Annotated in this window: 10 protein-coding genes; 5 read left to right on the top strand and 5 right to left on the bottom strand. The window is 41.5% G+C overall.

Annotated features, from left to right (window positions below):
- Window positions 1–2 precede the first annotated feature (2 nt).
- On the top strand, window positions 3–1,280 hold the full coding sequence (locus ZOBGAL_RS19575) for a YaiO family outer membrane beta-barrel protein (RefSeq protein WP_013995479.1): 1,278 nt from the start codon (window positions 3–5) through the stop codon (window positions 1,278–1,280).
- A gap of 738 nt (window positions 1,281–2,018) precedes the next feature.
- Here ZOBGAL_RS19575 and ZOBGAL_RS19580 read toward each other — a convergent pair.
- Window positions 2,019–2,882, bottom strand: coding sequence for a sigma-70 family RNA polymerase sigma factor (locus tag ZOBGAL_RS19580; RefSeq protein ID WP_013995481.1), 864 nt, complete (start codon window positions 2,880–2,882; stop codon window positions 2,019–2,021).
- 171 nt (window positions 2,883–3,053) lie between these two features.
- Here ZOBGAL_RS19580 and ZOBGAL_RS19585 point away from each other — a divergent pair, with 171 nt between their 5' ends.
- The 4 genes from ZOBGAL_RS19585 (at window position 3,054) to ZOBGAL_RS19600 (ending at window position 7,495) form a co-directional block, all read left to right on the top strand.
- Window positions 3,054–3,563 (top strand): DUF6155 family protein, encoded by a 510-nt coding sequence (locus tag ZOBGAL_RS19585; RefSeq protein ID WP_013995482.1) that lies wholly within the window; start codon window positions 3,054–3,056, stop codon window positions 3,561–3,563.
- 2 nt (window positions 3,564–3,565) lie between these two features.
- Entirely contained in the window at window positions 3,566–4,495 is a 930-nt protein-coding gene (locus tag ZOBGAL_RS19590) for a 2-hydroxyacid dehydrogenase (RefSeq protein ID WP_013995483.1), read from the top strand.
- Between the two features lie 199 nt (window positions 4,496–4,694).
- The gene (locus ZOBGAL_RS19595; protein WP_013995484.1) at window positions 4,695–6,206 is read left to right on the top strand and encodes a DEAD/DEAH box helicase; all 1,512 of its coding nucleotides are present in this window, start codon (window positions 4,695–4,697) and stop codon (window positions 6,204–6,206) included.
- A 44-nt stretch (window positions 6,207–6,250) separates the two neighbouring features.
- The gene (locus ZOBGAL_RS19600; RefSeq protein WP_013995485.1) at window positions 6,251–7,495 is read left to right on the top strand and encodes a glycosyltransferase; all 1,245 of its coding nucleotides are present in this window, start codon (window positions 6,251–6,253) and stop codon (window positions 7,493–7,495) included.
- Between the two features lie 32 nt (window positions 7,496–7,527).
- Here the strand turns inward: ZOBGAL_RS19600 and ZOBGAL_RS19605 are convergent, their stop codons facing one another.
- The 4 genes from ZOBGAL_RS19605 to ZOBGAL_RS22925 all read right to left on the bottom strand — a co-directional run bounded on the left by ZOBGAL_RS19605 (window position 7,528) and on the right by ZOBGAL_RS22925 (window position 13,329).
- Window positions 7,528–7,926, bottom strand: a complete 399-nt coding sequence (locus ZOBGAL_RS19605) for a response regulator (protein WP_013995486.1) — start codon at window positions 7,924–7,926, stop codon at window positions 7,528–7,530.
- Window positions 7,927–7,940: 14 nt separating this feature from the next.
- Window positions 7,941–10,181: a PAS domain-containing sensor histidine kinase gene (locus ZOBGAL_RS19610; protein ID WP_013995487.1), complete on the bottom strand. Its 2,241-nt coding sequence runs from the start codon at window positions 10,179–10,181 to the stop codon at window positions 7,941–7,943.
- A gap of 121 nt (window positions 10,182–10,302) precedes the next feature.
- Window positions 10,303–10,701, bottom strand: a complete 399-nt coding sequence (locus ZOBGAL_RS19615) for a response regulator (protein WP_013995488.1) — start codon at window positions 10,699–10,701, stop codon at window positions 10,303–10,305.
- 6 nt (window positions 10,702–10,707) lie between these two features.
- Entirely contained in the window at window positions 10,708–13,329 is a 2,622-nt protein-coding gene (locus ZOBGAL_RS22925) for a PAS domain-containing sensor histidine kinase (RefSeq protein WP_013995489.1), read from the bottom strand.
- Between the last annotated feature and the right edge of the window lie 214 nt (window positions 13,330–13,543).

Genomic DNA, 13,543 nt, shown 5'->3' on the forward strand with positions numbered 1-13,543 from the left:
GAATGAAGCTTAAAACCACATATCTATTTGTGCTGTGCGTTTTCACGGCCCTTTCCGTACGACCCCAGGAAAAGGGTGCTGCGGAAATGGATAATGTGCGTTTGGCAGAGGCCCGTAATTTGGCTTTTGAAGGCGATTTTAAATCGGCCAATGCCATATTGTCCGAATTGGTCAAACCAGACAGTAAGGACCACAGCGCCCGCTCCTTATTGGCCAGTACTTACAGTTGGAGCGGCGAATACGATAGGGCAAGGGAAGAATTCAATATCATTACCTCTTCGGAAAGGAAGGATAGGGATGTTTGGATGGCTGCCATAAAAAATGAACTCTACGCAAAAAACCACGCTACGGCAGTGGGCTTGGCGAACAAAGCCTTGATTTTCTTAAAAGACGATGCCGAAGTAATGCGATTAAAGACCATTGCCGAAGAAGGACTGGCCCGTACCGAATACGGGGAAATGGAATCTTACAAAAGTGATAGCATCACTACACCCCAAAAGAAAGTCCTTGATACGCTTGACACCAAATCTCCCGAGGGCGAACCGGCCTTGAACAATAGTATTTCATTGCGAAATCTTGCCGTCGTTTACGATCAACGATACGACCCCATGTACTATTCAAGTCTTTCCTATAAAAGACAGACCCCTTTGGGCAGTATCATACCTAGAATAAATTACAGCAATCGCCTGGGAACATATGGGGTTCAGTACGAAGCGGACTTTTACCCTAAAATTTCAAAACGATTCTATGCCTATTTGAACTACGGGTACTCCAATGCCCCGATCTATCCAAAACACAGGGTAGGAGGCGACCTATATGTAAACCTGCCCGCAGCTTTCGAATTCTCTGCCGGCGGGAGATATATCGATTTTGAGACCACCAAGGTTTCCATAATCACCAATTCATTAGGCTACTACACGGGCAACTATTATTTTTCCTTACGGTCTTACATCACACCTGGGTCCGACAACCTGACCAGCTACTCGGGAAATCTGCTGGTGCGAAAGTATCTTAAGGATGCCGTAAACTATATCGGACTGAACGTCGGCATGGGCTATTCGCCGGAACTTCAGCAATTGACTTCAGGGGGTGAGCTTTTGGCAGAAACCCTTTTGTATGTGGAGTCGCAGCGATTAAGTTTGGAATATCAGTTTACGGGAAAAAAGAGTCCTAACATCTACACCGCAAACATTGGGGCAACCCGGCAAGAATTGATATTTGATTCCGGTAAGTTCTTTTATGGAATTTCCGCAGGCCTTACCTACGAAGTGAGGTTTTAAAGAATTTCGATTCACATTCTTTTCCAGTACACCCCTCATAGACCTCCAAAGTTTTCACTAAACAAAAAAAGTTTATCTCAACAGTTTTGACTGAATAGCTTTACCAAAAGCAGCTTTGCAAATAAGCAGAACGAATCGCCACAATAGTCCAGAAATGCTTGGGTTAGCCGTACACACCGGCATCCTCAAATTATAAAACACTGGTTTTTAATAGATAACAGATAAAGAGTAATACTTTATCGATACATGACATGCCATTTTTTATACCGATAAAGGAAGATCTTTACATGATTAACAACTTTTACAACATTTTTCTTTCGTTACACCACATTTTGTTGTAATCACATGAGTTTATGAATATGTTTACATCATAGTAATTAAGACACCGAATCAAAATAGTAACTTAACCTATAGAAAAATGCTTTACGATACCTACGGAGAAGAGTACCTATCATTCCTTCAAGACCTTAACGAAATTTTGAGCTTAAATGAATTGGTAGAATTAGATTACATGTAATCTAACCCCAATCCTTGCAACCTTTAAAACCTACAACTATGGCAAATCAAAACCCAGACAACGCAGCTTACATGAGTTTCATTGAAAACTTAAATGAAATCTTGAATAGCGAACAAATCAACAAACTAAATTATTCTTAGTCTATAAGTAAATTATTAGTTGTACAAAAAAGCCCTGGCGTTAACACGTCAGGGCTTTTTTAATTTATATCTGTTTCGGGTCTATCCCAAATAGGTCTTTAAGAGTTTACTTCTTGAATTATGACGTAATTTTCTAATGGCCTTCTCACGAATTTGACGGACTCTTTCCCTAGTAAGGTCAAAAGTCTGCCCTATTTCAGCTAAAGTCATAGATTGCTGATCGCCAATACCGTAATATAATTTAACCACATCGGCTTCCCTTGGAGACAAGGTCTCTAAAGCACGGTTAATCTCTGTATTAAGGGATTGCTGCATTAATATCTTATCCGGTCTAGGGGACTCTCCGCTACGAAGTACGTCGTAAAGGTTTGAGTCTTCACCTTCCCTAAGGGGCGCATCCATAGAAACGTGTCTCCCTGAGTTTTTCATCGATTGCTTTACCTCACTGACCGTCATTTCTAGCTCTTTGGCTATTTCTTCGGCAGAGGGTGGGCGCTCATGGGCCTGCTCCAAGTAAGAAAAGGTTTTTTTGATTTTATTGATAGATCCAATTTTGTTCAAAGGCAGTCGTACCACACGTGATTGTTCGGCAAGGGCTTGAAGAATAGATTGGCGAATCCACCAAACGGCATATGATATAAATTTGAAACCACGGGTTTCATCAAAACGCTTAGCCGCTTTTACAAGGCCAAGGTTTCCTTCGTTGATCAAATCGGGTAGTTTCAGGCCTTGGTTCTGATATTGTTTGGCCACGGAGACTACAAAGCGTAAGTTGGCAGTAGTTAATTTTTCTAGGGCTACTTGGTCCCCAGCACGGATCCTTTGTGCGAGTTCTACTTCCTCAGACGCATTGATCAAATCAATTTTACTGATATCTTGCAAGTATTTGTCCAATGATTTTGATTCCCGATTGGTTACTTGCTTGATAATCTTTAGTTGCCTCATATATCTAATGTGTTTAGGATTGCTACAAGCATACAGTATACATTTTTATTATCTATTATCCAAAGACTTGTGAGTATTCTTATACATAATTTATGAGAAGTTTAAGATTTCAGGTACGAATCTAGGTGGATTTGACGCATTCCGCTATTTTTGAGGACAAATCGTAGAAAAATGAGCAAGCGAAAGCTAAAGAAATACCTTTCGGAAATAGACAAAGGGGCCATTGAAGAGCAATTGCTCGACCTTTACGAGCGCTTTCCCGAGGTAAAGGAGTACTACAACTTTATCTTCAACCCCAAGGAAGACAAGCTCGTTCAAGAAGCAAAGACAAAAATCAGTAATGAATACTTCCCTGTAAAGCGAAGACGCCCTAGGGCAAGACGCTCCGTAGCCCAGAAATTCATAAAGCACTTTATAAAACTTGGTGTAGACCCACATCTTATTGCCGACGTCATGCTCTACAACTTGGAGATAGCCCAAGTATTCGAAAAAGACCATAACCTGCCCGACGCCTTTTACAAAAGCATGATGAACTCGTTTACCGAAGCGCTTAGGTTTGTATCGGTCAATGGGCTGTTGGCCGAATACAAGGAAAGAATCGTAAAAATTTACAGCACAACACAAGACCAAAATTGGCAATTCGGCGAGGGCTTTTCCCGAGCCCTAGATATCATAGATTAAATATGGCAATAGTTATTATTAGACAAGACGACAAGATTGAACTTTGGAAGAAGGCCCTCTTGGCGCAACGACCGGAACTCGAGGTATACAGTTATTTGGAAGACCACCCCAAGGAAAAAATTAAAATGGCCTTGGTCTGGAAGCATCCAAAAGGGGCATTGGCGCATTATCCCCACTTAGAGCTGATAGCTTCTAGCGGGGCAGGGGTGGACTTTATTTTCGAAGATGGGGCGGCGCCCAAAAACTTGCCCATAACCCGTGTGGTAGACGATATGTTGGCCAAGGATATGTCAGAACACGTTCTTGCGGTCATCCTAAGTCATTTAAAAAACCTAGACCAGTATAAAATCAACCAAATGAAAGGGGTATGGCAACCCATACAATACCACAGGATTTCCGATTTTAGGGTCGGTATTCTGGGGCTTGGTGCCCTAGGGCGGGAATTGGCCACGGATTTGGTCAAATATGGCTTTAAGGTTCAGGGCTGGGCCAGCTCGAAAAAAGACATAGCCGGTGTCGATTGCTATGTGGGAGATGAAGGGCTGTCCGATTTTTTAAAAACCACACAGATCGCCGTTTGTCTACTGCCCTTGACCCAAGAAACTACCGGCATTTTGAACAAAGAACTGTTTTTGAAGCTTCCTAAAGGCGCTTTTGTTATAAATGTGGCACGTGGTGGCCACTTGGTAGACGAAGACTTGATCGAAATGTTGGACAGGGGACACCTTTCGGGTGCAGGCTTGGATGTTTACCATCAAGAGCCTTTACCAAAAGAACATCCGTTTTGGAAACATGAAAAAATACAGATGACCCCGCATTATGCCAGTGTTTCCGATACCGGTTCCGTAGTGCCCCAGATCCTTGAAAATTATGATAGGCTACTGTCAGGAAGGAATCTACTGAACGAAGTGGTCATGGAAAAGGGGTATTGACCCTGAACATTTCCCTCTTTTGTCAAAAATAGAAAGACACGCTTTTGGCCCCAAGTATAACGGGGCCTGAGCGGTACTTTTGTCGATTTCCCCAGATTTAATTTCAGAAGAGTACAAATTTCCTTTAATTTTGTAAAATTGAGAAAATTGGGAAGCCCCACCTTCTTACAATACATGAACGCTAAATTTTAGACCCTACTTGGAGTTAAAAAAAGATACTACCGAAAAGCAACTATACGATTATCAGATCGAAGATCTGAAGACCATTTTCAAGCATCTTGAGGATCCTGAAGAAAAGGGTAACCTTCTATACCAATTGCCAACCGGTGGTGGTAAGACCGTTGTTTTTTCTGAAATAGCCCGACGTTATATTGAAAAAACGGGTAAAAAAGTGGTCGTACTTACGCACCGTATAGAATTGAGCACCCAAACTTCCCGTATGCTCAACAGTTTCGGTGTAAAGAACAAAATCATCAATAGCGAGGTAAAGGAGCTTACCGACCAAGACAGCTATATGTGCTTTGTGGCCATGGTGGAAACCTTGAACAATAGGCTTCAGGAAGAAAAGGTCGAAATCAACGATATTGGCCTGGTCATCATCGATGAAGCCCATTATAACTCCTTCCGAAAACTATTTAAGTTCTTCAAGAACTCTACCATTCTCGGGGTTACCGCAACGCCCTTAAGTTCGAACATCAAATTGCCCATGAAAGACAACTACCAAAAGTTGATCGTGGGCGAATCTATAGGGTCGTTGATCAAAAAGAAGTTTTTGGCCAAGGCCAATATGTACAATTACGATGTAAGCCTACAAAGCCTAAAACTGGGCATCAGTGGAGACTATACCGTTAAGTCTTCCGATGAGCTCTATAGCAACCAAAGCATGCTCGGTAAGCTTTTATCGGCCTATAAGGAGATTGCCGATGGTACCAAAACATTGATTTTCAACAACGGTATCAATACCTCCCGTTACGTATACGAAACCTTTAAAAAGGCAGGGTATAATATCCGTCACTTGGATAATAAAAACACGGCTTCGGAACGAAAGGAAATATTAGAATGGTTTTCCAATACCCCTGACGCCATTCTGACCTCGGTCAGTATCCTTACCACCGGTTTTGACGAACCTTCGGTAGAGACCATTATTCTCAATAGGGCCACCCGTTCATTGACCTTGTACTTTCAAATGATCGGTAGGGGCTCGCGTATCCTTCCGAACAAGAGTGAGTTTACGGTAGTCGACCTCGGAAACAATGTAGCGCGTTTTGGATTGTGGGACGCCCCTATAGATTGGCAGGAAATCTTTCATTTTCCTGATTTTTACCTTGAGAACATCAAGAACGACGAGGAAATCGAAAAAGAATTTGTTTATGAAATGCCCCCGTCCCTTCGTGAGAAATTCAAGAAATCTACTAATATTGAGTTTAACATCAAGGAAGAATATAAAAAAGTTTTTGCCCAAGGTCTCAAGTCCAAAATTGTATTGGAGCGCAGTATAGAGCAGCACGCCCAGATTTGTGTAGAGAATTCAGAGGATGTTTTCGACGCCCGTATCTTGGCCAAAGAGCTCAAGGAAGAAATCGCCTATCGCGTACGGCAATATTCGTACTGCATCATGAACAATACCAAGAACTACAAGGAATGGCTCGAAGAAGATTACGAACGTAAATTACGCTCGAGTATTTCCCGTATGTTCGCGGCCAAGATGTAGGGTTATTGGAAATTCTACCAAGTCTATAAATTTGTTACAACAAGGTGAAGCAAGATATACTTTTGGTTATTGGTTTTACCTGGCCCGAGCCCGCTTCTACGGCAGCAGGAAACCGTATGCTGGAATTACTGCGTTTTTTTAAGGAAGAGGGCTATCGCGTTGTTTTTGCGAGTACGGCGAGCCAAACAGGGCTATCCCTAGACTTGAAGGCATTGGCGATTGAATCGATGCCCATTACGTTGAACGATTCCGGTTTTGACCTCTCCATAAAGGAGCTAAACCCCGACATTGTCATTTTTGATCGTTTTTTGACCGAAGAACAGTTTGGGTGGCGAATAGCCGAAAGCTTACCGAACGCTATTAGGATACTTGATACCGAAGATTTGCATTCGCTTCGGAAAGCTCGGGAAACGGCCCATAAGAAGCGCATAACATTTTCACTGGACGACTGGCGGCAAAGCGATATGACCAAACGTGAAGTGGCAAGCATTTACCGATCCGATCTTTCATTAATGGTTTCGACTTTCGAGATGGAACTCTTGACGAAAAAGTTAGCTATAGACGAGAATCTCTTACTGCATCTCCCGTTTTTATTAGACCCTATTGATAAAGAGAGGCAAGGCCATTGGCCCGCCTTCGACCAAAGGTCGGGTTTTATCTGTATTGGAAACGGTAGACATGCCCCAAATGTAGACGCCCTGCTTTTCCTTTTCCAAGAGATTTGGCCACTTATTCGAAAAGGGCTTCCCGATGCCCAATTGTCGGTTTATGGGGCCTATCTGCCACAGCGCATCCAAGAGCTACACCGGCCCGACCAAGGCTTCCATGTAAAAGGCTGGGCCGAAGATGCGAACAAGGTCTTAGGTAGAGCCCGCCTTAATCTGGCGCCTTTGCGTTTTGGCGCGGGTATCAAGGGAAAATTGAGCACGGCCATGCAAAATGGAACCCCAAGTATTACTACCGATATCGGTGCCGAAGGTATGCACGCCGAAATGCCGTGGAGCGGGGCCATTGCCAATTCGGCCGAAGGCTTTGCCGAAGCGGCCTTACAACTGTACCAAAATAAAAGCGAATGGACGAAAGCACAGAACAATGGCCTTGCCATTGTCAATACATGCTACGACCGTCATGTGCTAGAAAAGCGATTGAAGGAGAAAATCGATGGGTTGGCCCTTAATTTAGAAGCGCACAGACGCAAAAATTTTATAGGCGCACTATTGCTTCATCAAACCATGCAGGCCACAAAGTACCTTTCTAAATGGATCGAGGAGAAGAATGCCAGAAACTAAAAGCTCTCAAGTTTTTTTGCCCCTTGGCTTTTTCAAATATCGGCAACCAATTGTTTAAGGTTCTCCGGGGTCAAAGGTTTGGAAATATAGTCCACTACCATAGAATAGGATTTCGCCCGGGCAATATCTTCTGGATCGACCGATGAAGAGACCATATAAATCTTTATATCTTTATCTATTTTCGGTTCTATGGCCTCGTATTCCTCTAAAAATTGAAACCCGTCCATAACGGGCATATCAATATCTAAAAGGATAATGTCGGGGAGGGCGGCCGGATCGTTTTGGTTTTCCAAAATAAAGTTCAAGGCATCCTCACCGTTCACAAAGACCGAAGTTTTGTGTTCTATTCCTAAAAATTTTGCGGATTGAATAATCGTGAAACGGTAAATATCGTCATCATCGATAATAGATAGGTGAAAAGGTGATTGCATGAAATATTGATTAGTTATAATGTTATGGTAAAAGTAGAGCCTTCGTTGACTTTACTCGATACTGCTATTTTTCCGCCCATGGCTTCTACCTGGGTCTTGGTCATAAATAAACCGATGCCTTTTGCCTCGGGGTGATTATGAAAAACTTTGTTCAATCCGAACATTTTATGGCCGTGCCTGTTCAAATCGACCCCTAAACCGTTGTCCTGGAAGCGCAACAGCACTCTTCCGCTTCGAACCTCTGAACTCACCTCTATCACGGGCATACGCTCTGACGACCTATATTTTAAACCGTTTCCTATTAGATTTTGAAAAATGCTCTCTAAATAGATTTTATTGTAGTGAACAGAATCAATCTCTGAAAAATCACCTTTAATAACTGCCTTGGTCCTGCTGATTTCGGCAGTAAAAATCTCTTCTGTTTTTAGTAAGGTTTCACTAAGGGAAACCTCACTTCTCTCAATTGACGTATGGTTTTTTACCGACAAGGCCTCTACCAAGGTATTAAGCGTCAAGGTAAGGTGTCCGATGACGATTTCAAATTTTCCGAACAACTCTTTGCGCTCTTCCTCATTGTCCATCAATTTATAGATTTCCAAAAGTGAGTTCAAATTACTTACCGGAGCCCGCAGGTTGTGAGAGGTAATCTGCGTAAAGTCCGCCAGTTGATGGTTTTGTGCGGTCAGCTCCTTGGTAAGGATTTCCAGATCTTCCTTGGCCTTTAAAATTTTCCGTTCGGCCATTTTTTGGGCGGTCGTGTCGCGTATGGACATAGATATAAGCAATCCCTCTTCTATATGTAAAGGTCCAAGTGTTATGTTTACCGGAATTTCCCTTCCCGATTTATGGATCATATAAAAGTCTTCCCCAATATCGATTTTCTGAATTTTGGGGTTGGCCAGAAATTTTTCGCGGTGCGGTGCCCTCTTTTCTTCAAACCTTGCAGGTATGAGAACCTCGACCGATTTTTCGACTAACTCTTCGGGAGTGTAGCCGAACAGGCTTTCGGCCTGTTTATTGACCATTTGTATAATCCCTTCTTTATCTATAATAATCGTAGCGCTCGGGGCAGATTCGACCAATCCTTTAAACTTGATCTCTTGCATCTGTTGCTCGGTCACATCTTGGCAAGTTCCGATAAGCTTAATTATTGCATCTTGTTCGTTCACAACGACCTCACCCAATAACAAGATCCATTTTAAGGTGCCATCGTTTAAAACAATGCGGTGTATGATTTTCTCAAAGTGTTTCTCTTCAATGGCCTTGCCGAAGTGGGCCGAAACTTTGGCTTGGTCTTCGACATGTACGTAGCTGTAATAGGTATTGAACTCCAGTTTTGTATTTTCCTCTTGCTTAAATAGATAATAGAGGTTGGAGGACCAGAAAACTTCATCCGTGATAATGTTCCATTCCCAGTGCCCCAATAATGCCTTTTGTTCCGCGAAAATTAAGAGTTCGTTCTTTTTAAGCAATTCCTCTTCAATTTCCTTATAATCGGAAATGTCTTGTGAGATCCCCAAGACATTGATTATTTCACCCTCTTCATCTACATATATATCTCCCGACACCTGAATGGTTCGCATGCTACCATCTTCCAGTATCATTCTGTGGGTGAAACTTTGGAACTCCTTATTTTTGATACAGTTGGTCAATAGTGCATCAACATAGGTTCGGTCATCGGGATGGATATTATCTAAAACAGAACTCATTGATACGGGAACATCGGGTTCAAAACCGATTATACGGCTCATATTTTCGGAACAGCTGAACGTATTTGTTCTAAAATCCCAATTCCAATGGCCCAATCTCGCTTTTCTTTGTGCGAGGTTCAATAATTTATTATGCTGAAAAAGGTTGTTTTCGGTTTGTTTTCTTGTGGTGATGTCTTGAATGATTCCTAAAACCTCAATGCATTTGCCATTTTCCGGTTTACGGGTGGCAATAACGTGTAGCCATCTCGGGTTCCCCTTTGGGGTTGTAAATTCTAGTTCATGGTCAAAAGGCGTACCTGAATGTATGAGTTCCCTTAACCCTTCTTCTATTTGGAGTCCCGTAGTGTCAGGCCGGTCCATTGGAGGCTTTATCCCTCTTTTTAAGACAGTGTCATGGGGAATCTGTAGTATATCGCAAGTAATGTCGTCAAGCGTATACTCACCGGTAACCACATTCAATTTCCACGTACCCATCCTCAACCTTTCATGAATGGAATTCATGGTGTCGGAATCGATACTGTTTTTATGATTATTCACACCCATTTAGTACAAACTTGAAACTATTATTTAACATAAAAACCTAATGAATATTATAAATTTTGAGATAATTGATGAAAAAAAATAATGGGTCGACAATAGTGACCGACATTTAAATTCAAGGATTTTAACCCGCGTTCATAATAGTTTTAAGCCTATCACTATCCAATGGCTTGGAAATATAGTCGACTACCATAGGATAGGCCCTGGCCCTTTCAATATCTTCTGGGTCCACCGAGGAAGAAACCATATAGATTTCTATCGATTTGCCTATTTTGGGGACAAGGGGCCGATAGCCTTCAAGAAACTGAAATCCATCCATAATAGGCATGTCGATATCCAAAAAGATAAAATCGGGCAATACGGCAGGCTTATCCAGGTTTTCCGTTATAAAGGCCAAAGCGTCTTCACCATTTGAGAAAACCGAGCTTTTATGTTCCTTCCCTAAAAACTTAACGGATTGAATGGTGGTAAAACGATAAATCTCGTCGTCATCGATAATACACAGATGAAAAGATGGTTCCATATGATATTATTTAAAGGATATGATAAAAGTAGAGCCTTCGTCGACCTTACTTGATACTGATATTTTACCTCCCATAGCTTCGACCTGGGTCTTGGTCATAAAAAGCCCTATACCCTTTGCTTCCGGATGGTTGTGAAAAACCTTGTTCAATCCGAATATTTTGTCCCCATGCCTTTCTAGGTCAATCCCTAGCCCGTTATCCTTAAATTTCAACAGAACTTTACCGTTATGTATTTCGGAGCTGACCTCTATCTGGGGAATACGTTCCGGCGATTTATATTTTAAAGCATTCCCGATTAAATTTTGAAAAATGCTCTCTAAATATATTTTATGATATTGAATGGAATCTACTTTTGAAAAATCACTTTTAATAATGGCCTTGGTCCTAATGATTTCCGCCGTAAGGATTTCCTCGGTTTTCTTAAAGGTTTCACTAAAGGAAACTGCATGGCATTCCACCGAGGTATTACTTTTAGTCGACAGTGCGTTAATCAGTGTATTCAACGTCAGTGTGAGATGGGCTATAACCGTTTCGAATTTTTCGAAAAGCTCTTTACGCTCTTCTTCATCGTCCATCATCTTATAAATGTCTAAAAGCGAATTTAAATTGCTTACCGGTGCGCGTAGGTTGTGCGAGGTAATTTGGGTGAAATCGGCCAATTGAAGGTTTTGTGCAGTAAGCTCCCGCGTCAAGACTTCCAAGTCTTCCTTGGCCTTTAAGATTTTACGTTCAGCCAGTTTCTCGGTAGTGATATCCCGTACGGCCATAGATATCAATAATCCCTTATCGATTTCCAAAAGGCCTAGGGTAACCTTTACCGGGATTTCTTTTCCCGATTTGTGCTTCATAAAGAAGTCCTCTCCCAAATCCATCTCTTGAACTACCGGATTCTCAAAAAACTTCTTTTTTTGTGGAATGCGCATTTCTTCAAACCTAGAAGGCACAAGAATCTCAAAGTTTTTCCCTATTAACTCTTCTGGGGTATAACCGAATAAAAGTTCCGCTTGCTTATTGATCATTTGTATGCTATCGCCTTCGCCCACTATAAGTGTTGCATTGGGGGCCGACTCCAATAAGCCCCTGAACTTTATTTCTTCTGAACGTTGTTCACTTACATCTTGTAACGTGCCCAACATTTCGATGATATTATCGGAATCGTCGAGGTTTACGGTTGCCAATAGCTCTACAACCTTAATCGTTCCGTTATTCAATACAATCCGGTGTATTACACTTTCAAAGTTCTTGTTCTCTGCAAGGGAATTTATTTTAGTGGTTACCATTTCCTTATCATCTGGGTGAACATGGCCAAAGTAAGTGTCGAAATGAACTTCACTGTTTTCTTCAATTTCAAAAATGCGATATAGATTGGTCGACCATTTTATGATATTGGTGGTCATATTCCATTGCCAATTACCGATTTTTGAAATTTGCTCGGCAAATCCTAAGAGTTGGTTCTTACTAAGAAGTTCATTTTCAGATTTCTTTTGTTCGGTAACGTCTTGGGAAACCCCCAAAATATTTAAAATTTCATCATTCAGGTCCGTGTTGACCTTCCCATACACCTTAACGTATCGAATCTCGTCGTTTAGAACTATGCGATGGCTAAAACCATTAAAAGTCTTGGTCTTCACAACTTTGTTCAAACAGGAACGAACGTAGTCTATATCATTCGGGTGTACATCCTTAATAAGGTCCTTTATCGGAAAAGTAGTATTTTCCTCGATTCTTAAAAGGCGCGACATATTTTCCGAACAGTTTACGGAATCAGTCTTAGGGTCCCATTGCCAATACCCGAATTTGGCCCTTTGTTGGGCCACAATAAATAGTTGGTTCTTTTTAATTAGTTCATTTTCAAACTGCTTTCGGGTCGTAATATCTTGGGAACTACATATAAAACTCACCAACTTACCGGAATCATCGAGAACGGGTTTCCCCAAAACTTCAATTGTCCGTTCAGAGCCATCATCTAAGAGAAATCGGTGAAACAAAGGGTCAAAAGACTTGGTCTTTACGGCTTTTTCCAAGTGATTACGTACTAATTCAAGGTCTTCGGGGTGGACCCCATTGATTAATTCTTCGATAGTAACAACAGTGCCGTATGCGACCCCGATTATACGAGCAATGTTTTTTGAACAACTAACTAAATCGGTTTTTAAGTCCCATTTCCAATGCCCTAAAGCGGCTTTGTTCTCCGTAAAGTTCAAAAGTTCGTTCTTCTGGGTCAATTCTGTCTCGAACTCTTTTCTATCCGTGATGTCTTGCATCATTCCGGACACTTTTATATTTCTATTGGTATCATAGCTTATTTTCCCTATCAATAGAAGCCAAATATGATTCCCATCGGGGAGCTCCAATTCCACTTCATGATGGAACGGTTTTTTTCTCTTTGCCGTTGTGGCAATGAGATTGCTTACAACCGCCCATTCATCTTTATTCTGACAATAGGTTTCCGTTTCTTGGTCTTCTAAGGCAGCGCCATAGGGCAACTGCAGAATATCATACGATACCTTGTCTAGTCGATAGCTTTCTAAATCGACATCGAACTCCCAATAACCTATTCTGGCAATTACGTTTAAATCAGCGATTCTATCGTCTATATTTTCTATGGGGCGATCTTTAATACACATCAAAAAGAATTTTATACCTAATTAACAAGAATAAGACCGCTGTCGAGTACAGAAAATCTTAAGTATGGGGAAATACAAATCAATGGTTTATACGCTATGCATTACTACGAAAATAAATCAATTTAGCCTAATTCATTGTAAATTAAGGGATTTATTCTATCGAAACACAAAAAAACGATTAATGGTGCGTCTGTTTTGACATTATATGTTTTAA

This window comes from Zobellia galactanivorans, assembly GCF_000973105.1.
Lineage (GTDB): Bacteria > Bacteroidota > Bacteroidia > Flavobacteriales > Flavobacteriaceae > Zobellia > Zobellia galactanivorans.